This is a genomic window from Thiovibrio sp. JS02 (assembly GCF_053485635.1).
This window is the reverse complement of record NZ_CM130715.1, coordinates 329,266-351,624: the sequence shown is the minus strand read 5'-3', so window position 1 is coordinate 351,624 and position 22,359 is coordinate 329,266. Positions and strand designations below refer to the sequence as shown.

General features: G+C 55.9%; 16 protein-coding genes and 5 tRNA genes. All 21 read right to left on the bottom strand.

Annotated features, from left to right (window positions below; genetic code table 11):
- Positions 1 to 28: 28 nt before the first annotated feature.
- Positions 29 to 2,113, bottom strand: coding sequence for an elongation factor G (gene fusA / locus ACUUL3_RS01650; protein ID WP_448553967.1), 2,085 nt, complete (start codon positions 2,111 to 2,113; stop codon positions 29 to 31).
- A gap of 118 nt (positions 2,114 to 2,231) precedes the next feature.
- Complete coding sequence (gene rpsG, locus ACUUL3_RS01645) at positions 2,232 to 2,705, bottom strand: 30S ribosomal protein S7 (protein WP_448553965.1); 474 nt, start codon at positions 2,703 to 2,705, stop codon at positions 2,232 to 2,234.
- 35 nt (positions 2,706 to 2,740) lie between these two features.
- Positions 2,741 to 3,112, bottom strand: coding sequence for a 30S ribosomal protein S12 (rpsL, locus tag ACUUL3_RS01640; RefSeq protein WP_448553963.1), 372 nt, complete (start codon positions 3,110 to 3,112; stop codon positions 2,741 to 2,743).
- Between the two features lie 124 nt (positions 3,113 to 3,236).
- Positions 3,237 to 7,298 (bottom strand): DNA-directed RNA polymerase subunit beta', encoded by a 4,062-nt coding sequence (gene rpoC / locus ACUUL3_RS01635; protein WP_448553961.1) that lies wholly within the window; start codon positions 7,296 to 7,298, stop codon positions 3,237 to 3,239.
- A 60-nt stretch (positions 7,299 to 7,358) separates the two neighbouring features.
- Positions 7,359 to 11,459 carry a DNA-directed RNA polymerase subunit beta gene (gene rpoB / locus ACUUL3_RS01630; protein ID WP_448553959.1) on the bottom strand — a complete coding sequence of 1,367 codons (4,101 nt, stop codon included), beginning with the start codon at positions 11,457 to 11,459 and terminating at the stop codon, positions 7,359 to 7,361.
- 261 nt (positions 11,460 to 11,720) lie between these two features.
- Entirely contained in the window at positions 11,721 to 12,104 is a 384-nt protein-coding gene (gene rplL, locus ACUUL3_RS01625; protein WP_448553957.1) for a 50S ribosomal protein L7/L12, read from the bottom strand.
- Between the two features lie 36 nt (positions 12,105 to 12,140).
- Positions 12,141 to 12,662 (bottom strand): 50S ribosomal protein L10, encoded by a 522-nt coding sequence (gene rplJ, locus ACUUL3_RS01620; protein ID WP_448553955.1) that lies wholly within the window; start codon positions 12,660 to 12,662, stop codon positions 12,141 to 12,143.
- A gap of 281 nt (positions 12,663 to 12,943) precedes the next feature.
- Entirely contained in the window at positions 12,944 to 13,654 is a 711-nt protein-coding gene (rplA, locus tag ACUUL3_RS01615) for a 50S ribosomal protein L1 (protein ID WP_448553953.1), read from the bottom strand.
- A gap of 89 nt (positions 13,655 to 13,743) precedes the next feature.
- Complete coding sequence (rplK, locus tag ACUUL3_RS01610) at positions 13,744 to 14,169, bottom strand: 50S ribosomal protein L11 (protein ID WP_448553951.1); 426 nt, start codon at positions 14,167 to 14,169, stop codon at positions 13,744 to 13,746.
- A gap of 149 nt (positions 14,170 to 14,318) precedes the next feature.
- The gene (gene nusG, locus ACUUL3_RS01605; RefSeq protein WP_448553950.1) at positions 14,319 to 14,849 is read right to left on the bottom strand and encodes a transcription termination/antitermination protein NusG; all 531 of its coding nucleotides are present in this window, start codon (positions 14,847 to 14,849) and stop codon (positions 14,319 to 14,321) included.
- Positions 14,850 to 14,881: 32 nt separating this feature from the next.
- Entirely contained in the window at positions 14,882 to 15,142 is a 261-nt protein-coding gene (gene secE, locus ACUUL3_RS01600) for a preprotein translocase subunit SecE (protein WP_448553948.1), read from the bottom strand.
- 125 nt (positions 15,143 to 15,267) lie between these two features.
- Positions 15,268 to 15,344 (bottom strand) — tRNA-Trp (locus ACUUL3_RS01595).
- Between the two features lie 5 nt (positions 15,345 to 15,349).
- On the bottom strand, positions 15,350 to 15,499 hold the full coding sequence (gene rpmG / locus ACUUL3_RS01590; RefSeq protein WP_448553946.1) for a 50S ribosomal protein L33: 150 nt from the start codon (positions 15,497 to 15,499) through the stop codon (positions 15,350 to 15,352).
- Between the two features lie 39 nt (positions 15,500 to 15,538).
- The gene (gene tuf, locus ACUUL3_RS01585) at positions 15,539 to 16,729 is read right to left on the bottom strand and encodes an elongation factor Tu (protein WP_448553944.1); all 1,191 of its coding nucleotides are present in this window, start codon (positions 16,727 to 16,729) and stop codon (positions 15,539 to 15,541) included.
- 81 nt (positions 16,730 to 16,810) lie between these two features.
- Positions 16,811 to 16,886, bottom strand: a tRNA-Thr gene (locus ACUUL3_RS01580).
- Between the two features lie 73 nt (positions 16,887 to 16,959).
- Positions 16,960 to 17,035: transfer RNA gene (locus ACUUL3_RS01575), tRNA-Gly, on the bottom strand.
- 81 nt (positions 17,036 to 17,116) lie between these two features.
- Positions 17,117 to 17,201 (bottom strand) — tRNA-Tyr (locus tag ACUUL3_RS01570).
- 82 nt (positions 17,202 to 17,283) lie between these two features.
- Positions 17,284 to 17,359: transfer RNA gene (locus ACUUL3_RS01565), tRNA-Thr, on the bottom strand.
- 140 nt (positions 17,360 to 17,499) lie between these two features.
- Positions 17,500 to 18,684 carry a quinone-interacting membrane-bound oxidoreductase complex subunit QmoC gene (gene qmoC / locus ACUUL3_RS01560; RefSeq protein ID WP_448556407.1) on the bottom strand — a complete coding sequence of 395 codons (1,185 nt, stop codon included), beginning with the start codon at positions 18,682 to 18,684 and terminating at the stop codon, positions 17,500 to 17,502.
- A gap of 152 nt (positions 18,685 to 18,836) precedes the next feature.
- Complete coding sequence (locus ACUUL3_RS01555) at positions 18,837 to 21,083, bottom strand: FAD-dependent oxidoreductase (protein WP_448553942.1); 2,247 nt, start codon at positions 21,081 to 21,083, stop codon at positions 18,837 to 18,839.
- Positions 21,084 to 21,088: 5 nt separating this feature from the next.
- On the bottom strand, positions 21,089 to 22,351 hold the full coding sequence (locus ACUUL3_RS01550; RefSeq protein WP_448553940.1) for a CoB--CoM heterodisulfide reductase iron-sulfur subunit A family protein: 1,263 nt from the start codon (positions 22,349 to 22,351) through the stop codon (positions 21,089 to 21,091).
- Positions 22,352 to 22,359 lie beyond the last annotated feature (8 nt).

Below are 22,359 nucleotides of genomic sequence, written 5' to 3'. Positions count from 1 at the left end.
CTCTTTCTTTGCTTGCGACTTGCTCGACTTATAGGCCACGAATTCGCTTAATAATTTTTTCACTTATATGGTCTGGCACCCGGTCATAGGCGGCAAATTGCATGGTGAAATTCGCCCGCCCCTGGGTGGCCGACCGTAAGTCCGTTGAATATCCAAACATCTCAGCCAGGGGAACCTGGGCTTCCACAATCTGGATGCCTCCTTCCCGGCTGTCCATGCCAATAATCTTTGCCCGCTTGGCGCTGAGATCCGAAATAACGTCGCCAAGGTATGATTCAGGCAGATTAATTTCCACATCCATCACCGGCTCAAGCAGGGCGGGACCCGCCTCACTGACCGCCTTGCGGAATGCCATGTTGGCGGCCACTCCGAAAGCCTGCTCGGTCGAATCATCATCGCGGTAAGAGCCGTCAACAAGGCTGACCTTCACATCCACGATCGGAAATCCGATCAGCACACCCGCGTCCAGACTGTCGTGCACCGCCCGCTCGATTGCCGGAATGATGGTCTGAGGGATCACCTCCTCGGCGATCTTGCTCTCAAACCTGAACCCCTCGCCGCGCTCCAAGGGGTCAACCTGCAGCCAGACATGCCCGTACTGGCTCTTGCCGGCGGTGGTGGGATGATCGAAGATCCCTTCCGCCCTTGCCGCTGCGGTTACGGTTTCCTTGTAGGCAACCTGAGGCTTGCCCACATTGGCGCCCACCTTGAACTCGCGGATCAGCCGGTCAACAATGATTTCGAGATGAAGCTCGCCCATCCCGGATATTATTGTCTGGCCCGAATCCGGGTCAGTGGCCACGTTGAAGGACGGATCCTCCAAGGCAATCTTTGCCAGGCTGTCCTGAAGCTTCTCTTCGTCCGCCTTTCCCTTGGGCTCGATGGCGACGCTGATTACCGGCTCGGGAAATTCCATGGTGTCGAGCACAAAGTTGTCACCCGACTCGCACAGGGTGTCCCCGGTGGTGGAAAAACGAATGCCAACCACGGCGCCGATGTCGCCGGCCTTCAGCTCACCGACCTCCTCCCTCTTGTTGGCGTGCATTTTTACAATCCGCCCGATCTTCTCTTTCTTGCGCTTGACCGGATTGTATACTCTGTCTCCCACCTTCACCACGCCCGAATAGACGCGAACATAGGCGAGAATATCAACAAAAGGATCGGAGGTGAGTTTGAAGACCAACGCGGAAAACTTCTCCTTATCGTTCGCTTCTCTCGTTTCCGTCCCGCCTTCCTCGTTGACCCCCTGCACGGCAGGCACATCCAACGGGGAGGGAAGAAAGGAAACAACCGAATCCAAAAGTGGTTGAACTCCTTTATTCTTAAAGGAGCTGCCACATAGCACTGGCACGACTTTGAGTTTAAGAGTTGCACTCCTGATGGCCCGGGTGATTTCCTCAACCGGAACAGGTTGCTCATCTAGAAATTTCTCCATGACCCCATCATCGAAGTCGGCCAACTTCTCGATAAGGGCCATTCGTGCGGCCGCAGACTCTTCCTGATATTCGGCAGGGATCGCGCTCTCCTTAACCAGTGCGCCCCGCGATTCTTCGTCAAAGGTCAGCATCTTTTCGCCAACGAGGTCGATGATGCCCTTGAACGTCTCTTCCTTGCCGACCGGCAGTTGCAGAGGAAGCGGAGTCGCCCCCAACCTCTCAACCATCATATCGAGGCAGCGCTGAAAATTCGCCCCGACCCGGTCCATCTTATTTATGTAGGCGATCCGGGGAATCTTATAGTGATCCGCCTGACGCCATACGGTTTCCGACTGGGGCTCAACCCCGCCAACCGCACAAAAAATGGCGACAACGCCATCCAAAACCCGGAGACAACGCTCCACCTCAACGGTGAAGTCCACATGCCCCGGGGTATCTATTATATTGATGGTGTGGTCTTTCCAGTGACAGGTCGTTGCGGCGGAGGTAATGGTTATGCCGCGCTCCTGCTCCTGCTCCATCCAGTCCATGACCGCATTGCCGTCATGAACCTCGCCCATCTTATGGGAACGCCCTGTATAGTAAAGGATGCGTTCCGTCGTCGTTGTCTTGCCGGCATCAATATGGGCCATGATGCCTATATTGCGCAGACAGGTCAGTACATCTTTTGAAGCCACAATCTTTTCCCCTGGCCGCTCGTGTTACAGGTTTGCCTCACCTGTCCATCAGACAAAGATTGGTGTTTTTACACCCTCTCGGCCCTTTTGTCAACCAGGGAAAAGCCGCAGGGCGCACTTACCAGCGGTAATGGGCAAAGGCCTTATTGGCATCTGCCATGCGGTGCGTATCCTCACGTTTTTTTACAGCTGAACCACGGTTATTGTAGGCATCGGCCAACTCGCCAGCCAGCTTATCAGCCATACTCTTTCCGGGCCGCTTCTGGGCGAAGCTCACCAGCCAGCGAATCGCCAAGGCATTGCGGCGCTCAGGCCGCACTTCCACCGGAACCTGATAGGTCGCACCACCCACCCGACGGGATTTCACCTCAACGCGGGGACGAACCTTCTCCATGGCTTTCTCAAAAACAACTATGGGATCGGCATCGGAGATGCGGCTCTGGATCATATCCATGGCATCATAGAAGATGCTGCGGGCTATGCTCTTCTTACCCCGCTCCATCAGGCCATTGACAAATTTGGCCACCAGTACGCTATTGAAACGCGGATCCGGCTCGACCTCGCGTCTTGCTACAAGTCTTTTCCTAGGCATCGACTACACTCCTTCTCGAACTATTGACAAACCGCTTATTTGGGCCGCTTGGCTCCATACTTGGAACGACCCTGTTTACGGTTGGCGACGCCCAGTGTATCCAGGGTACCACGGATGATATGGTAACGAACACCAGGGAGGTCCTTCACCCTACCGCCGCGAATCAATACAACGGAGTGCTCCTGCAGATTATGACCGATACCGGGGATGTAAGAGGTAACCTCGATCCCGTTGGTCAATCTCACCCTGGCAACCTTCCTTAACGCCGAGTTCGGCTTCTTGGGGGTAGTGGTATACACACGAACACAAACGCCACGCTTCTGCGGAGAACCTTTCAACGCAGGAGTGTTGGTCTTGCTTGCCTTTACTTTCCGTCCGTGCCGTACCAATTGGTTAATGGTTGGCATTGAAATAGACTCCCGTATTCCTAAATTTTTCTTTTCCTTTCCCCGATCCCAGCGCCCAGCGCTTGGCACAGGAAAACGGCATATTTACTCTAAGCCAGTTTGCTTGTCAAGGCAAAATATCACATTAATTCTCTTCGCCCATGGCGTACTGCTCATAGCCGGTACCGGCAGGGACCAGGCGGCCCATGATGACATTCTCCTTCAGCCCGCTCAGATTGTCCACCTTGCCGGCCATGGCGGCGTTGGTGAGCACCTTGGTGGTTTCCTGGAAGGAGGCGGCGGAAATAAAGCTGTCGGTGGAAAGCGAGGCCTTGGTGACGCCAAGAAGCAACGGTTCGGCCGTGGCCGGACGCCCGCCCTCCTGAAGGATCTTCTCGTTCTCTTCATTAAAGCGCCACCACTCGACATGCTCGCCGAGCATGAAGGTGGAGTCGCCAACGCCGGTGATCTGCACCCGACGCAGCATCTGGCGCACAATGACTTCGATGTGCTTGTCGTTGATCTTGACGCCCTGGAGACGATACACCTCCTGAATTTCGTTGACCAGGAACTTGGCAAGCTCCTTGAGGCCCATGACCCTGAGGATGTCGTTGGGATCAGGAGAGCCGTCCATCAGCGCCTCGCCGGCCTTTACGTAGTCGCCCTCATGCACGCTGACATGCTTGCCCTTGGGGATGAGGTATTCCTTTGCCTCGCCCAGTTCCGGGGTGATGATGACCCGTTTCTTGCCCTTGAGATCCTTGCCGAAACTTACCTGGCCGTCGATCTCGGTGATCACCGCATACTCCTTGGGCTTTCTGACCTCAAAGAGTTCGGCGATTCTGGGCAGACCACCGGTGATGTCCTTGGTCTTGGTGGTTTCCCGCGGAATCTTGCCCAGAACGGTGCCGGGTTCGATCACGGTCCCTTCCGATACGGAAATGATGGCGCCAACCGGCAGGGAGTAACGGGCGGGGGAGCCGGTTTTCGGCAGTTTGGCGGTTTTGCCGCTCTCATCCTTCAAAGAGATGCGCGGGTTATGCTGGCCGGCCCGGGACTGGATGATGACGTGGCTCGATTTGCCGGTAACCGGATCGACGCGCTCCTGCATGGTCAGACCCTCCAGGATGTCGCCGAATTTGACCACACCGCCGATTTCGCTGACAATGGGGATGGTATAGGGATCCCAGTTCGCGATCAGGGTGTCGGGCTCGATTTCCGCCCCCTCCTTGACAAAGATCTGGGCGCCGTAGTTGATCTGATACCGCTCACGTTCACGCCCCTGGGGCCCGATGATGGAGACTTCGGCGTTCCGGTTCATGACGACCATGTTGCCGGCGGCATTTTCAACATAATGCACGTTCTGCAGGCGGACGGTACCGCCGTGCTGGCAGCGCACCTCGGCCTGTTCGACGCTCCGGCTTGCCGTACCACCGATATGGAAGGTCCGCATGGTAAGCTGGGTGCCGGGCTCGCCGATGGACTGGGCGGCAATGATGCCGATGGCCTCGCCCATGTTGACCATATGGCCGCGGCCAAGGTCACGGCCGTAACAGAGACTGCAGACGCCGCGCCGCGCCTGACAGGTCAACACCGAGCGGATCATCACCCGGTCAACGCCGGCATCTTCGATGAGTTTCACCTTGTCCTCGGTGATCTCCTCGTTGCCTTCGACCAGGATCTCGCCGGTGAAGGGATCAATGATGTCTTCCAGAGCCACCCGGCCGAGGATACGGTCACCGACCCGCTGGATGACCTCGCCGCCTTCCATCAACGGCTCCATCATGATTCCGTCCAGGGTACCGCAATCCTTCTCGATGATGGTGGAATCCTGGGCCACGTCAACCAGACGCCTGGTCAGATAACCGGAGTTCGCCGTCTTCAGGGCGGTATCGGCAAGGCCCTTCCGGGCGCCATGGGTTGAAATGAAATATTCAAGAACGTTCAAGCCCTCGCGGAAGTTCGCCTTGATCGGGGTCTCGATGATGGCGCCGGAAGGCTTGGCCATCAGGCCGCGCATACCGGCCAGCTGGCGGATCTGATCACGGCTGCCGCGGGCGCCGGAGTCGGCCATGATGTAAATGGAGTTGAAGCTGGGGGATTCGACCAGTTTTTTGTTCTGATCGCGCAGATACTGCACGCTCATCTCCTGCATCATTTCGTTGGCCACGTCGTCGGTGGCCCGGGACCAGATATCGACCACCTTGTTGTACTTCTCGCCGTCGGTGATCAAACCGTCCTTATACTGCTGCTCAACCTCCATCACCGCGCTTTCCGCCTTGGCGAGACGGTCATCCTTGGTAACGGGAATCATCATGTCATTGATGCAGATGGAAATGGAAGCCCTGGTGGAAAATTCATAGCCGGTATCCTTGAGCCGGTCGGCCAGGATAACGGTGGCCTTGGTCCCGGCATACCGGTAGGTGAAGTCGATCAGCTTGGCCAGCTGCTTCTTGCCCATCACCTGATTCACATGGCTGAAGGGCACGCTCTCCGGCAGCAGTTCGCCAAGCAGGGTCCGGCCGACGGTGGTCTCGACAAACTCGCCCCGCCGCCGCACCTTGATCTTGGCCTGCAGGTGCACGGCGCCGTGGTCATAGGCCATGCGCACCTCGGCGGGCGAGCTGAAGCTCTTGCCCTCGCCCTTGGCGAAATGGCGCTCTCTGGTCATATAGTAAAGCCCCAGGACAATATCCTGGGAAGGGATGATGACCGGCTCGCCGTGCGCAGGGGAAAGGATGTTGTTGGTGGACATCATCAGAACCCGGGCTTCCATCTGCGCCTCGACGGTGAGGGGCACATGCACCGCCATCTGGTCGCCGTCAAAGTCGGCGTTGAAGGCGGAACAGACCAGCGGGTGCAGCTGGATGGCCTTGCCTTCGATGAGGACCGGTTCGAAGGCCTGCATGCCGAGGCGGTGCAGGGTTGGAGCACGGTTGAGGATGATCGGGTATTCCTTGACCACGTCGTCGAGGACGTCCCACACCTCCTTGGTGCCCTTCTCAACCATCTTGCGGGCGCTCTTGATGGTCGTCACATAGCCGAGCATCTCAAGCTTATTATAGATAAAGGGCTTGAAGAGCTCGAGAGCCATCTTCTTGGGCAGACCGCACTGGTGCAACCTGAGGTGCGGACCAACCACGATAACGGTACGGCCGGAATAGTCGACACGCTTACCGAGCAGATTCTGACGGAAACGGCCCTGCTTGCCCTTGAGCATGTCGGAGAGCGACTTGAGCGGCCGCTTGTTGGGCCCGGTGATGACCTTGCCGCGCCGACCGTTGTCGAAGAGGACGTCCACCGCTTCCTGGAGCATGCGCTTCTCGTTGCGGATGATGATCTCGGGCGCATCAAGCTCAAGCAGACGCTTCAGGCGATTGTTCCGGTTGATTACCCGGCGGTAGAGATCGTTGAGATCGGAGGTGGCGAAACGCCCGCCCTCCAAAGGCACCAGCGGGCGCAGGTCGGGCGGGAGAACCGGAATGACCTCAAGGATCATCCACTCCGGCTTGTTGCCGGAGTCACGGAAGGCCTCCACCACATTGAGCCGCTTGGCAAGCTTTTTCCGCTTGGCCTCGGAACCTGTCTTACGCATCTCCTGACGCAGTTCCTTGGAAAGGCTCTCAAGATCAAGCTTCTGCATCATTTCCTTGATGGCGGCGGCGCCGATGCCCACCGTAAACTTGCCGGGAAAATCCTCCTTGGCCTGCCGATAGTTCTCTTCGGTGAGAAGAGAGCCGGCGGCCAGAGAGGGCTCATCGGAACTGGTGATCACGTAGGAGTCGAAGTAGAGAACCTTCTCAAGCTCCTTCAGGGTCATATCCAGGATGTTGCCGATCTTGCTGGGCAGGCTCTTCAGGAACCAGATATGGGCCACGGGAGCGGCGAGTTCGATGTGACCGAGGCGCTCGCGCCGCACCTTGGACTGGATTACCTCGACCCCGCATTTTTCACAGACAACGCCGCGGTGTTTCATTCTCTTGTATTTGCCGCAATTACATTCGTAATCCTTGACCGGGCCGAAAATCTTGGCGCAGAACAGACCGTCCCGTTCCGGCTTGAAGGTTCGATAATTGATAGTCTCCGGTTTTTTCACCTCACCATGCGACCAGTCGCGGATCTTCTCGGGGGAAGCGAGAGAAATCCGTACGGCATTGAATTTTACCGGTCCCTTCGGTTTGGAAAAAAAGCTGAAAAGTTCTTCCACGGCAGCACCTTTATCCTTGTTGAATAGTCAAATCAGTTCAGTGGCAATATGTTGCGGACCTTACTTCTCCGGTCTCTCTTCCAGCAACTCCATGTCGAGACAGAGGCCCTGCAGCTCTTTCACCAGTACGTGGAAAGATTCAGGCAGACCCGCTTCGAGGAAGTTATTGCCTTTGACGATGCGCTCATAGGTCCTGGTTCGACCGCCGACATCGTCCGATTTGACTGTTAAAAATTCCTGCAGCGTATATGCAGCTCCGTATGCCTCCATGGCCCAGACCTCCATCTCGCCGAGCCGCTGACCGCCGAATTGCGCCTTGCCGCCCAGCGGCTGCTGGGTGACCAGGGAGTAAGGGCCGGTGGAACGGGCATGGATCTTGTCATCGACCAAATGGTGCAGCTTCATGATGTACATGGTTCCCACCGTGACCGGATTGTCGAACTTCTCGCCGGTCAGGCCGTCATAGAGGGTGACCTGTCCGACCTCGTCCATGCCGGCCTCAACCAGGAGCTGACGGATCTCATGCTCGTGGGCGCCGTCAAATACCGGGGTAGCCATATGCAGGCCCGTGCCCATGCGCTTGGCCATCTTAAGGAGATCATCATCGCTCAGTCCTTCGCTCAGCTGTTCATACTCTTCGGCGGAATAGATCGTTTTCAGTTTCTCGTGCACAGCCTTGATCTGATGCTGCTCGGCCAATTTCTGCAGCTCGGCGCCCAGCCGTTTAGCAGCCAGCCCCAGATGCACCTCGAGAACCTGTCCCACGTTCATACGCGAAGGGACGCCCAGCGGATTCAGCACGATGTCCACCGCGGTGCCATCGGCAAAATAGGGCATGTCCTCTTCCGGCAGGATCCGGGAGACAACACCCTTGTTTCCGTGCCGGCCGGCCATCTTGTCACCCACCGCCAGCTTGCGCTTGGTGGCGACATAGACCTTGACCATGCGGATAACGCCGGGGGGCAGATCATCACCCTTCTTGAGCCGGGAAATTCTCGCCTCATAGCGATCCTTCACCAGCTTCACCTGGCTCTCATAGCGCTCGAAAAGAAGATCAACCTCGCCCTCGAACTTGTTCTTTTCCGCGTAATCGATCTGTTTGATGGCGGAAAGAGGCATCTGTTCTATGACCTCACGGGTAATCTTCTTGCCTTTGGCCAGAAGCGCTTCACCCTTCTTGTCCTTGATGGCGGCCTTGCTCACCTTGCCGTCAAGCAGGTCGGCAAGGCTGTTGCGCACCCCTTTTTTGAGGCAGCTGAGTTCGTCATCCATGTCCCGCTCAAGGCTCTTGATCTCGAACTCGTCGATGGACAGGGTCCGCTCGTCCTTTTCAACGCCCTTGCGGGAGAAAACCTTGGCGTCGATGACCACTCCCTCTGCGCCCGGCGGCACCCGCAGGGAGGTATCCTTCACGTCCCCCGCTTTCTCGCCGAAGATGGCCCGCAGCAGTTTCTCTTCCGGAGAGAGCTGGGTTTCCCCCTTGGGGGTGACCTTGCCGACCAGGATGTCACCGGATTTGATCTCGGCGCCGATACGGATGACCCCGGATTCGTCCAGGTTGCGCAGGGCATCCTCGCTGACGTTGGGAATATCGCGGGTGATTTCTTCCTTGCCCAGCTTGGTGTCGCGGGCAACGGTTTCAAAGACCTCGATGTGCAGAGAGGTATAGGTATCCTTCTTGAGCAGCTTTTCACTGACCAGGATGGAGTCCTCGAAGTTGTACCCACGCCAGGGCATGAAGGCGATGGTCACGTTCTTGCCCAGGGCCAGCTCGCCGAGATCGCAGGCCGGGCCATCGGCAAGGATATCGCCCTTCCTCACCCGCAGGCCGGGATTGACCAGCGGCCGCTGGGTGAAACAGGTGGACTGGTTGGACTTCTTATACTTGTCCAAACGATAGATGCCGATGCCGGTCGTAAAACCATCGGTACCGGGTTTGTCGTAACGAACCACCACCCGGTTGGCGTCAACCTCTTCCACCACCCCCTCGCCGCCGGCAAGCAAACAGACGCCGGAATCCTTGGCCACGGTCAGCTCAAGACCGGTGCCGACCAGGGGCGCCTCGGGCCGGAGCAGAGGCACGCCCTGCCGTTGCATGTTGGAGCCCATCAGGGCGCGGTTGGCGTCGTCGTTCTCCAGGAAGGGAATCAGGGAGGCCGCCACACTCACCAGCTGGTTGGGGGAGACGTCCATGTGCGTAACCGCATCGGTGGAGGTCAGCATGACTTCGCCGTCCTGCCGGGCAATGAGGGTATCGCTGGCGATCTTGCCTTTGCCGTCCACCTCGGTCTTTGCCGGGGCGATGACATGCTGCTCTTCATCGAGAGCGGTCATGAAGGAGATCTCCTTGCTCGGCTTCCGGTTCTTGACCACGCGATAGGGCGTCTCGATAAAGCCGAACTCGTTGACCCTGGCATAGGTGGCCAGGGAGACGATCAGGCCGATGTTCGGACCTTCAGGGGTCTCAACGGGACAGATCCGACCGTAGTGGGTCGGATGCACGTCACGCACCTCGAAGCCTGCGCGCTCGCGGGAAAGACCGCCGGGACCGAGGGCGGAAAGCCTCCGTTTGTGGGTGACCTCGGAAAGGGGGTTGGTCTGATCCATGAACTGGGAAAGCTGGCTGGTCCCGAAAAACTCCTTGATCGCCGCGGTGATGGGCTTGGGATTGATCAGGTCATGGGGCATGAGGGTTTCCACTTCCTGCAGGCTCATGCGCTCGCGGATGGCCCGCTCCATGCGCACCAATCCCATGCGGTACTGATTCTCCACCAGTTCGCCGACAGTCCGCACCCGGCGGTTGCCGAGATGATCGATATCATCGATGGGCCCCTGGCTGTCCTTCAGGCGCACCAGGTAGCGGACCGAGAGCATGATGTCTTCCTTGGTCAGGGTCCGTTTCTCGATATCGGTGTTGATCCCCAGTCTGGCATTGATCTTGAAGCGCCCGACCTCGGAAAGATCATAGGTGTCCGGGCTGAAGAACAGATTTTCGAAAAAGGCCGTGGCAATCTCCATGGTGGGGGGACTGCTGGGGCGCAGGCGGCGGTAGATTTCCAGCAACGCCTCTTCCGGCGTACTGACCTTGTCGAGGGCAAGGGTCTTGCGGAAGGAGTCGGATACCTTGATGCCGTCGATGAACAGCAGCTCGAAACTGGCAATCTTGGCGGCAATGATCTCATCCAGCATGGATTCGCTCAATTCGGTGTTGCAGGGGAAGAGGACCTCGCCGGTTTTGCTGTCAACGATATCATTGGCAAGAAACTTGCCCACCAGGCTTTCCGCCTCGACGTCGAAATGGGTGATGCCCGCCTCGAAAATCTTCTTGGCAAGAACCTTGCCGATCTTTCTGCCGGCCTTGGCCAGGATCTCGCCGCTCTTGGGGTCTATGACATCCTGGGGGGCGCGCTGCCCAGCCATGACCTCGGGCGAAAATTCCTTTTTAAATTTTTTGCGGCTCACCGAGATCTTCTCGGTGTCGTAATAGTAGCGCAGCAACTCGTCCCCGCTGTAGCCCAAGGCCTTCAGCAGGGTGGTGACGGGGAATTTCCGCCGCCGGTCGATGCGGACATAAAGAATATCCTTGGCGTCAAATTCAAGATCGATCCAGGAGCCGCGCACCGGGATGATCCTCGCCGAATAAAGCAGCTTGCCGCCGGAATGGGTTTTCCCGCCGTCATGGCTGTAAAAAAGACCGGGGGAACGCTGCAGCTGGCTGACAATTACCCGCTCGGTGCCGTTGACGACGAAGACCCCGGTTTTGGTCATCAGAGGAATGGAGCCCAGATAAACGGCCTGTTCCTTGATATCCCGGATATTTTGCACACCAGTTTCCTCGTCCGTGTCAAAGGAGACAAGCCGTACCGTTATCTTGAGAGGAACCTCGTAGGTCATGCCACGCTGGATGCATTCATCAACGGAGTACTTGGGCTCTCCGAAGTTATAGCGGACAAACTCAAGGGAACAGGTTCCGTTAAAGTCCTGGATGGGGAAAATACTTTTGAAAATACCTTGCAGACCGATGTCCTCACGCTGATCGGGGTCAGCGTCCATTTGCAGAAACTTTTCGTAGGACAGCCGCTGCATCTCGATGAGATGTGGGATATCAACAATACTTTTGTTTTTAGCGAAACTTTTCCGAACTCGTTTGATAGTCTGCATGCAGCAATACCCTCATCTGTTTAGCGGTAGCGGAAGGGAAGAATATCCCTGGTGTGGAGCATAAGGGAGCGAATCTTGACGTCGACTTTACAGGCCACGCGGCATCTCCCTTTGTAAGAACGCAAGAACGCTACGGAGGTCTCCCCCCGTAGCGTCACTGCATCGCTTATTGCTTCCCGGGCTTGATCAGCCGCGGGATACACTATGTGTAGAATTGAAAAACAGCGTAATCAAGCAAGACCAGCAATAGTTACAAACAGACTACTTGATCTCGACGGTACCGCCAGCGGCTTCAACCTTGGCCTTGATGTCGGCGGCTTCATCTTTGGAAACGCCTTCCTTGATCGGGTTGGGAGCGCCCTCGACCAGATCCTTGGCTTCCTTGAGGCCAAGACCGGTGATTGCGCGAACCTCTTTGATCACGCCGATCTTCTTGTCGCCTGCGGTAACAAGGATAACGTTGAATTCGGTCTTCTCTTCAGCAGCGGCAGCAGCCTCGCCACCGCCGGCCGGAGCTACGGCCATGGCAACGGGAGCGGCAGCGGATACGCCGAATTTATCTTCAAGCTCCTTGATGAGCTCGGAAAGCTCAAGAACGGTCATGTTGGAAATAAAATCAATAACATCTTGTTTGGTCACAGCCATTGCTATATCCTCCTAAAAACTTAACTTGATCAGGGGTTAATTGTCGCTTTTTTTGTCTTTGATTGCCTGCAGGGCGTACAGAGCCTTCTGCGGCACAGCACTGAGTACCCGGACAAAGCTGGTCGGTACTGCCAGCATAACCGCAAGCAGTTGTGCGCGCAGCTGATCTTTGCCAGGCAGCTTGGACAATGCCGTCAGATCGTCTGCCGTAAGCAGCTTGCCATCCAACACGGCCGACTTGATTTCAAGTTTCGGATTGCTCTTTACGAAATCAACCAAAACTTTAGCCGGTGCCACCGGATCCACATCCGCAAAAGTTACAGCCGTTGTCCCTTCAAGATACGGAGCCATGGGCTCGAAGGGCGTTCCCTTGATGGCCAAGCGCAACAATGTGTTCTTGGCGACCCGGATGTCGGCGTTACTCTGCTTGAGTTCACGGCGGAGCTGAGAGATGACAGGTACGGTCAGACCACGATAATCAGAGACAACAGCAAGCTTGGCCGTGGCCAGCCTGCTTGAAAGCTCCTCCACTATCGCAACCTTTTCGTCTCGATTCAAATCCTCTACCTCCTTTCAACAAACAGATTTTGGGTTAACTAGAAGCAGTCGAGGTCGAAGGGAAAAAGACGAACGAGGAATCTCCATCACGATGGGCGACTTCTCATTATTACGACACTGCAATGAGCAATGACATTTCGCCTCGGCAGGCCGGGGCATTCAGAGCAGATCCTGAAAAATCCCGATTAAACCAATGGTGCCCACTGTCTTTGACGACTTAACTGCTGCAACAAATTGTATATATAAAACACCGCCCAGCGGCAGTGATCAACGCGAATCTCTTAGGCGTGCTTACACAACACCCTGAGCTCCATGGGATCAAGTTTGATGCCCGGACCCATGGTGGTGGAAAGATGCACGGCCTGCAGGTAAATACCCTTGCTGGAAGAGGGCTTAAGCTGAATCACCTTGTCCACGAAGGCAAGGATATTCTCTTTCAGTTTTTCCGAGCCAAAGGATGACTTGCCGATCATGCAATGCAGTACGCCCGCCTTATCCACCTTGAAATCGACCTTACCGGATTTGATCTCCTTGACAACCCGGCCGACATCAAAGGTGACGGTGCCAAGTTTGGCGTTGGGCATCAGGTTTCTGGGGCCGAGTATCTTACCGATCTTGCCGACGGTACCCATCATGTCGGGAGTGGCGATGGTGCGGTCGAACTCCAACCAGCCTCCCTGAATTTTTGCCAGATACTCGTCGCCGCCGGCATAATCAGCACCCGCGTCTAGTGCCTCCTGGACTTTTTCGCCTTTGGCGAAAACCAGGACGCGCTCGGTTTTTCCGGTGCCGTTGGGCAGCACAACGCTGCTCCGCACCATCTGATCGGCATGCCTCGGATCAACACCAAGATTCAAGGCCAGATCAACCGACTCGTCGAACTTTGCGAACTTGGCTTTCAGGGCCAGATCTACAGCTTCCTCCAAGGTGTACACCTTCAAAGGATCACGCTGCGCCACACTGTTTTTATATTGTTTGCCTATTTTTGACATGGCACTCTCCAAACTTTAAAGCCTTATCACATCTGCAGTGCTTCGTTAAATTAACCCTTCATCAACGCAGGATATAAATAACCTTGGCATCAATCCACAACAGTAATACCGCAACTCCGGGCTGTGCCCTCAATGATGCGGATGGCAGCATCCACATCATATGCATTGAGGTCAGGCAGCTTACGCTCGGCAATCTCCTTGATCTTATCGCGAGTAATTTTGGCGACGCGATCCTTCTTGGGATTGCTTGACCCCTTGCCCAGGTTGCATGCCTTAAAAAGCAAGGTGGAAGCGGGCGGGGTCTTGGTCACAAAGGAAAAGGAACGATCCGCATACACCGTGATAACAACGGGGATGATGGTATCTCCCTCACCTTGGGTCTTTGCGTTGAACGCCTTGCAAAACTCCATGATATTGACGCCGCGCTGACCAAGGGCCGGACCGACCGGGGGTGACGGATTTGCTTTGCCCGCCGGAATCTGTAATTTTATGTACCCTTCAATTTTTTTTGCCATTGTTATAACTCCTGCATCTCGGCATGCTGTCGCATTCTCGTTCTCTGCATATCAGAGGATCATGCTGTCCGATAACTTAATTGTAGCTGAATCACTCATTATGAAATCCGCTCCGCCTCATGGCAACACAGCGCGCAAAGCGGAAAAAATTACCCCTTGCTTACCTGTATATATTCCAACTCAACAGGGGTTTCCCTGCCGAAAATGGAAACCAGCACCCGCACCCGACCCTTGTCGGGAAAAACCTCGTCAACAACGCCCTGAAAATTGGAAAAAGGCCCGTCAATGACCCGAACCACATCCCCCTGCTCAAAGGAAACCTTGGGCTTGGGCTTTAAGGCGCCATCCTTGATTCTGCCGATGATCTTCATGGCGTCTTCATCGGAGAGAGGATCCGGACTCATGTCGTTGCCGACAAATCCGGTAACCTTGGGAGTCCCGCGCACCGTGTGCCAGGTCTCGTCATTGAGATCCACATTGACCAGGATATAGCCGGGAAAAAACTTGCGCGAAGAGGTCTTTTTCGCCCCCTTCACCATCTCCACAACCTGTTCGGTGGGAACGAGGATCTCACCAAAAAGGTCATCCTGCCCGGCAGTCTTGATACGCTCGAGCATGGCGTTCTTCACCTGCTCTTCAAAGCCGGAGTATGTGTGTAATATATACCAGTGACGTGCCATATTGCTGTTATCTCCAGACCCAAGCTGGTGCTTTACCGCAAAACCAATCCGATAATCTTCCCCAGGACCAGGTCAACGGCGCCGAGATAGAAGGAGATTATCATTACCAGCACCACGACGACAGCCGTGGAACCAATAGTCTGTTTTTTGGCCGGCCAAACGATCTTGCCGAATTCTGTTTTTACTTCGGTGGCAAATTCATTTATCCGGCTCACCTGGAAACCAGAGGCTTGCTCAACATCCTTGCCAGCAGCCTTCTTTCCCTTGCTTGACCGGTCCTCGTTCTCTGCCATGATGATCGTCTCTTCCCTGTCCCAGGCGCACCCAATAAGGCGACGCGATCTATCCAATTTCAAAAACAATTACTTCGCCCCATCCACAAGAATAAAGGGGGCGAAGTAATCAGGTTCCATATATTTGGCAGGCCAGGAGGGACTCGAACCCCCAGCCCTCGGATTTGGAGTCCGATGCTCTACCAATTAGAGCTACTGGCCTAAAACTTATTTTGTTTCCTTATGCGGAGTATGCGACTTGCAAAAGGGGCAGTATTTCTTGAACTCAAGCTTGTTTGGCGTGGAGCGCTTGTTCTTGGTCGTTGTGTAATTACGCCTTTTACAGGTCTGGCATCCCAGAGTAATAATATCTCGCATCTAACTTACCCTTCACTCGATCTGAGTATTAACTTCTCTTTATTCAATGATCTTGTTGATAACGCCGGCGCCCACCGTACGGCCGCCTTCGCGGATCGCGAAACGAAGCCCCTCCGCCATGGCGATCGGGGTGATCAGCTGCGCCTCGATGGTCACGTTGTCGCCGGGCATTACCATCTCCACACCTTCCTGCAGATTCACCACTCCGGTCACGTCAGTGGTCCGGAAGTAAAACTGCGGCCGGTAGCCGTTGAAGAACGGGGTGTGACGACCACCCTCCTCCTTGGAAAGGATGTACGCTTCCGCCATGAACTTCACATGCGGCGTGATGGAACCCGGCTTGGCAAGAACCTGCCCGCGCTCGATCTCCTCACGCTTGGTGCCACGCAGCAGCACGCCTACGTTGTCGCCGGCAAGGCCTTCATCCAGAAGCTTGCGGAACATCTCCACACCGGTGACCGTGGTCTTGGCGGTCTCCCGGATGCCGACGATTTCGATTTCCTCGCCAACCTTGATCTTGCCGCGCTCGATTCGGCCGGTGGCAACCGTGCCGCGACCGGAGATGGAGAACACGTCCTCGACAGGCATCAAAAACGGCTTGTCGATATCGCGCTCAGGCTCGGGAATGAAGTTGTCACAGGCCTCCATCAGGTCCCAGATGCACTTGGCCGCAGCCTCATCCTCGGGATTCTCAAGGGCCTTCAGGGCGCTGCCCTGGATGATCGGGGTATCGTCCCCCGGGAAATTGTACTTGCTCAGAAGCTCGCGAAGCTCCATGTCAACAAGCTCGATCAGCTCGGGATCGTCAACCATGTCGCACTTGTTCATGAAAACCACGATGGCCGGCACGCCCACCTGACGGGCAAGCAGGATGTGCTCACGGGTCTGGGGCATCGGCCCGTCGGTGGCCGCAACCACCAGAATGGCGCCGTCCATCTGCGCCGCGCCGGTGATCATGTTCTTGATGTAGTCGGCGTGGCCCGGGCAGTCAACGTGCGCATAGTGACGCTTGTTGGATTCGTACTCAACATGGGCGGTGGCAATGGTGATACCGCGCTCTTTCTCTTCCGGAGCCTTGTCGATCTCGTCAAATGCGGTCGCATTCGCGAAACCCTTGGTCGCCAGTACACGGGTAATGGCAGATGTCAACGTGGTCTTGCCATGGTCGATGTGACCAATCGTTCCAATATTAACGTGCGGTTTCTTGCGCTCAAATTTCTCTTTTGCCATGTCCTTTCTCCTCAGCCCGGATTTCTCGATGGTTGCAACGTCCTAAGCCAACCAAATCATGTTTGAAGGTATCAAAAAAACTGGAGCCCACGACCGGATTCGAACCGGTGACTTCTTCCTTACCAAGGAAGTACTCTACCTACTGAGTTACGTGGGCAAACCAACAGTCCAAACAAAAAAGAAACCAGCCCCCCAGCCCGCGGCTGAGATCGGCATCATAAAATACCAGTTGGAGCGGGAAACGGGTCTCGAACCCGCAACCCTCAGCTTGGAAGGCTGATGCTCTACCAATTGAGCTATTCCCGCCTCTACTCTTTAAGCAGATCCATAAAGCAGGAACAAGCCGGCAACAGCGTGACCGTCTACCGTTTTCCCACCTGAAAAAGGTGGTGGAGGGGGGAGGATTCGAACCTCCGAAGGCATTGCCGACAGATTTACAGTCTGTTCCCTTTGGCCGCTCGGGAACCCCTCCACTCATATCACTATATAATATAAAGAGCCGCGCAACGCCGCTCTCCATCGTGCAACATCCAGTACCGATCAACCCGCATCGGTGGAGCTGGCGATGGGACTCGAACCCGCAACCTGCTGATTACAAATCAGCTGCTCTACCAGTTGAGCTACGCCAGCTTGATGAGACGGGCAATACTAATCGTTTCGTCACGAAAGATCAACTTTTTTTTTGACCGACTTGTCAACACCAGCACTAAAAAAACATCAGGCACCCCGCCGGAAAGACAGGGTGCCTGATGAAGAAAACAATCGCCTGATTATTCGGCTTTTTTTGCAAATCCACTCTCGCGGTACTTCTCAAACGCCATGGCAAAGGTGCGGTATACCATGTGGGCAAACTTGGAGTACGGCATATAGAGGAAGAGCATCAGAACAGCAACCAGATGCATGTAGTAGAACAAGTAGGCCAGAACGGGGATCCCGATCAGACGGGTCAGCTCGGCGGAAAGACCGGTCACGCCCACGGTCATGATCTTCACGATCAGGAACCAGTCATAAAAGGTCGGGGTGGCATTGTTCTCCTCTTCCATCCGGGCCCGGTTCATCCACAGGATACCGACGCCGACGATCAGGGCGATGGCGCTGATGTTCGCCAGAAGCTTGAAGGGATCATAAAGCGGCAGCGGACCATGCATGCCCGGCACAAACATGCCGATGATATCCTTTTTCACCATGGCATAGCCGGTGACGATGAACAGACCGATAAAGGAAAGAAGCAGGGGCAGATGACCGTTCACCCTGTTCAGGTTGGCACCGCACTCCTTAAACCGCTTGTGGGCCAGAATCTCCTTTACGGACGGAACGAGGAATTCCGCGACGAACTGCGGCACGGAAGGCCGGAACTCGCTCTTCACATCCAGCTTGGCCGCCATGTCGTTCCACATATTGGAAACGCCCTTGTAGGCGGCAAACACGGCAAAGGCAAAAGCGGGAACGAAGATTGCGTCGATGATCAACACATTCTGGGTCAGTCCCATGAAGTACCCATGGCCAAAGAAGTTGCCGAAATCGATGGCATCGGCGGCGGGAAGATGCATACCACCGGAAAGCCACCAGACGGCAAGAATAAGCAGGGCCGGCATTGCGATCAACAACGGCAGATTCTTGCCCTGGCTCACCAGTTTGGCAAGTCCGGAGGGGAAACCGTAATGGGTATAGGCATAGGCGCGGATGGCGCCGAGCACATCGCCGGGTTTAGCGCCGCGCGGACAGTAAGCGGTGCAGTCACCACACTGATGGCAAAGCATGACATCAGGGTCGGCAACCAAGCGGTCCTTCATTCCCCACTGGGCCCAGATCATCTCCTTCCGCGGGAAGGGCTTCTTATCACCGGACAGGGGACAAACAACAGAGCAGGTGGCACACTGATAACACTTCTTCAGCGTATCGCCGCCCGCGCCCTTCAAGTACTTTATAAACTCCAAATCAGGTTCAACCCTCATTCCTTCAGCCATAATATGCCTCCAGTATTCTCCCTCAAAAGTCAGCCTTCATGGACCGGGGACTCAATGCCGCCCGGACTTCCTTCTATCAAATAATCGCTCAGCAGACCATACTCCGGTCTGCTGAGCGATTCATCCTTCAGAAAAAACGATCAGAATCCCTTGAAGGGGTTCGGGCCGAGCGCCACGATGGACTCGACGAACTCGTTGATGATCTCGTCGACCTTGTGGTACTCGTTGATTGCTACCTGGCGCACCCCGCAACGCTCGGGCTCAAGGCCGAGACTGCCGAGGGTTTCGCCGATGTTCGCCATACGACGGTCGGCAAGTTCGCTGCCCTTGACAAAATGACACTGGTAGTCGTCACCGAACTTGCAGCCAAGGAGAAGCGCGCCGTCCATACCGGAGGAGAGGGCGTCCTTGATCCAGGCCATGTTCACCGAGCCAAGACAGCGCACAGAAACGACACGGATAAGAGCGTTCTGGGCCAGCTTGCGCATGGCCGCCATGTCCATGGCCGGATAGGCATCATTCTCGCAGGCAAAGACAACGATACGGAGCTTGTCCTCATCGTCATCCGGAACCTCGATGCTCTTCACCATGGAACCGACCTGATCGATGTTGTAGTTCTTAAAACCGATGATACGCTCAGGACAGGCACCCATGCAGGTACCGCAACGGCGGCAACGGGTCGGGTTCGGTTTCGGTGTCCCCTTCTCATCATCATCCAGGGCGCCGAAGGGGCACTCTTCCGTGCAGCGCTTGCACTGGGTGCAACGCTGGAAGAAGAACTCCGGATAGGTGCCGTCACCGGAACGGGGATGCACGGCAACGCCGCGATCCGCGGACTCGATGGACTGAATCGCCTTCAGTGCCGCGCCGCAAGCGTCATCAATGGTCTCTTCCATGTTCATGGCCTTGCGTACGCCACCGCAGGCGTAAACGCCGGTACGGCGGGTTTCGTACGGGAAGCAGATGAAGTGGGAATCCGCGTAACCGTCGAACAGTTCGAGATCAAGGAAGGCCGGTCCCTGACGATAGGCCAGATTGATGGTCGGCTTGTCGGAGGTGGTGGGGACCATGCCGGCGGCAAGGACAACCATGTCGACGTTGATGGTCATATCCTCGTTGAGCAGGGTGTCTTTCAGCTCAACGGCAAGACCGGAACCGGCTTCCGCAACCTGGGTTACCGTCGCCTTGGTCAGGAAGATACCGTCGTCGTTCTGGGCACCTTTGTAGAACATCTCCATGTTGCCGGGGGTACGCATGTGCTGATACAGGATATAGGCTTTACCCTCGGCGTTGTCCTCACGTACATAGCGTGCCTGCTTCAGAGCAACCATGCTGGTTACGGAGTTACAGTAAGGGAAATCCCTGTCATGCTCGGCCGCGCCCGGGCTCTGAATGAAGGCTACCTTGGCGGGCACCTTGCCGGTCTTGGCAAGCTTTTCAAACTCGGCGTTGGTGACAACGTTTTTCAACTTCCCGTAGCCGAGATGCTCGAATTCTGAAACATCGGCGGGATTCCAACCAGTGGCAAGAACAACCGCGCCGAAGGCCTCGGCGTCCGGATCGGCGGCCATATAGGGCTTGAGGCCTGCATTGGGATCTTCCATCTGGCCTTTGGCAATTTTGTCCTGCTCGTCAACGCCAACTTTTTTCGGGGCGTCCCATTCGGTTTTGGTGCCGGCAGCCTTCAGAGTTACCTTGTAGTCGCCAGGCGCGCCGGCAATACGGGCAACCTCGATGGAGGTCTTGACGGTAATGTTGGCATCAGCCTGCACCGCGTTTACCATCTCGCCAACAGTGGGTTCCTCAAGGTCGGCCCAAGGCGCCTTGGTCGGGAACTGCTTGCGCCAGCCGTTGGCCTTGCCGCCCAACTTGTCCTGGGCTTCAATGATGGTCACCGAATACCCGGCCTTGGAAGCTTCCATGGCCGCGGTCATACCGGCGATACCACCACCCATGACCAGGATCTTGCGGTTGATGGTTTCAAGCTTGTAAGGATCGGGCACATCGCCTTTTTTTGCCTGCACACAGGCCATGCGCACATAGTCCTGCGCCTTCTCGCTGGCGAATTCCTTCACCTTCGCATCGGAGGTGTCCCCGGCGGACCAGGCTACGCCTTCACGGATATTGGCGCGGGTCACATACTTGTCGTCGCCAAAATTGAACTCATCCTTCATGACACGGGGAGAACAGGCGCAAACAACAATGGTGTTCACGCCATCGTTGTTGATGTCGTTCTCGATTATTTCGCGGCCGGCCGCTGCGCAGAAAGCCTCATGGGTCTTCGCTGCTAGACCCTGCTCTTTGGCCGCGCCGATCAGGCTCTCGATGTCGAGAGCGTCTCCTATACCACAACCTGTGCAGATGTATGCACCTAATTTCTTGCTCATTAACCTTACCTCCTGGACGCTTGAAGAGCTTTCATGGCTGCTGCTGTCGCACTCTGGCCGCAAGTGACTACATCGGCCGCCTTCTTGGCACAGCCGGCGGAAACCATGCCACCATCGGCAGAGGCCATAATGAATCCATTGTTATCAACCGACAGTCCAAGCGCCGCAGCCTGGGCCTTGGCCGCAGGCTCCATGCCGGTGGCCAGGATGGCCATATCGACCTTTTCCTGTACCTTTTCTCCGGTCACTGCATTTTCCGCCACCACGGTCACGCCGCCATCCGCATCTGCGATGATGTCGGCAACCTTGCCCTTGACCCATTTGATGTTGGCATCGGCCATGAGCTTCTCACGAAACTTCTCATATTTGCCCGGGGTGCGCAGATCGATGTAGAATACGGTGATCTTTGCCTCGGGATACTGGGCGCGGATATAGTTGATCTGCTTCATGGAGGCCATGCAGCAGATATAGGAACAATATTCAAGATGATTCTCGTCACGTGAACCAGCGCACTGCACAAAGGCAAAACTTGCGGGTTCCTTGTCGTCGCCGGGGCGCAGGATCTTGCCGCCGGTGGGACCGTTGGGGGCGGCGAGGCGCTCCATCATCATATTGGTGATGATGGCAGGGCTTGACCCGTACTTGAGATTGGTCATCTTGGCCGGGTCATAGGGATTCCAGCCGGTCGCCCAGACAATGGCGCTGACATCCAGGGTGAATTCCTTGCCCTGCATGTCAAGATCAACAGCGTCGTATTTGCAGGCATCCTTGATGGCGGCAAGTCCGGCTGCGCTGCAGGAGTCCTTGTCCAGCACATACTTCATGGGGAAAGCCATATCGTGCGGCTTGTAGACGGCCTTGCTCTTGTTCATGCCGAAGTTGAAGTCATTGGCACGCTCGTCGGCGCAGGCATCGGCACAGGCGCCACAGGCAGTACAGTTGTTGTTGATATATCGCGGCCTGCTGCTCAGGGTAACCTGATAGTTGCCAGCAGCGCCGGAAACGCTCTTCACCTCGGTCATGGTGTAGACGCGGACACGGCGATTGTTTTTGATGCGCTGGAAGTTGATCTCCAGGCCACAGCTCGGGGGACAAAGCTTCGGGAAGTACTGGTTCAGTTGCGCGACCCGGCCACCCAAGTAGGGATTCTTTTCAACCAGAAAAACGTCTTTTCCGACCTCAGCGGCTTCCAAGGCGGCCGTAAGCCCGCTTATGCCACCGCCAACGACAAGTACAGCACCTGCGGGTGCGCTGCGTTCGTCTGTCATGCCTCTCC

Coding starts and splice junctions, on each gene's coding strand:
- rpsG (WP_448553965.1), bottom strand. CDS start 2,705: ATGCCTAGGAAAAGACTTGTAGCAAGACGCGAGGTCGAGCCGGATCCG.
- rpsL (WP_448553963.1), bottom strand. CDS start 3,112: ATGCCAACCATTAACCAATTGGTACGGCACGGACGGAAAGTAAAGGCA.
- rpoB (WP_448553959.1), bottom strand. CDS start 11,459: ATGCAGACTATCAAACGAGTTCGGAAAAGTTTCGCTAAAAACAAAAGT.
- rplL (WP_448553957.1), bottom strand. CDS start 12,104: ATGGCTGTGACCAAACAAGATGTTATTGATTTTATTTCCAACATGACC.
- rplA (WP_448553953.1), bottom strand. CDS start 13,654: ATGTCAAAAATAGGCAAACAATATAAAAACAGTGTGGCGCAGCGTGAT.
- rplK (WP_448553951.1), bottom strand. CDS start 14,169: ATGGCAAAAAAAATTGAAGGGTACATAAAATTACAGATTCCGGCGGGC.
- nusG (WP_448553950.1), bottom strand. CDS start 14,849: ATGGCACGTCACTGGTATATATTACACACATACTCCGGCTTTGAAGAG.
- secE (WP_448553948.1), bottom strand. CDS start 15,142: ATGGCAGAGAACGAGGACCGGTCAAGCAAGGGAAAGAAGGCTGCTGGC.
- rpmG (WP_448553946.1), bottom strand. CDS start 15,499: ATGCGAGATATTATTACTCTGGGATGCCAGACCTGTAAAAGGCGTAAT.
- tuf (WP_448553944.1), bottom strand. CDS start 16,729: ATGGCAAAAGAGAAATTTGAGCGCAAGAAACCGCACGTTAATATTGGA.
- qmoC (WP_448556407.1), bottom strand. CDS start 18,684: ATGAGGGTTGAACCTGATTTGGAGTTTATAAAGTACTTGAAGGGCGCG.
- ACUUL3_RS01555 (WP_448553942.1), bottom strand. CDS start 21,083: ATGAGCAAGAAATTAGGTGCATACATCTGCACAGGTTGTGGTATAGGA.
- ACUUL3_RS01550 (WP_448553940.1), bottom strand. CDS start 22,351: ATGACAGACGAACGCAGCGCACCCGCAGGTGCTGTACTTGTCGTTGGC.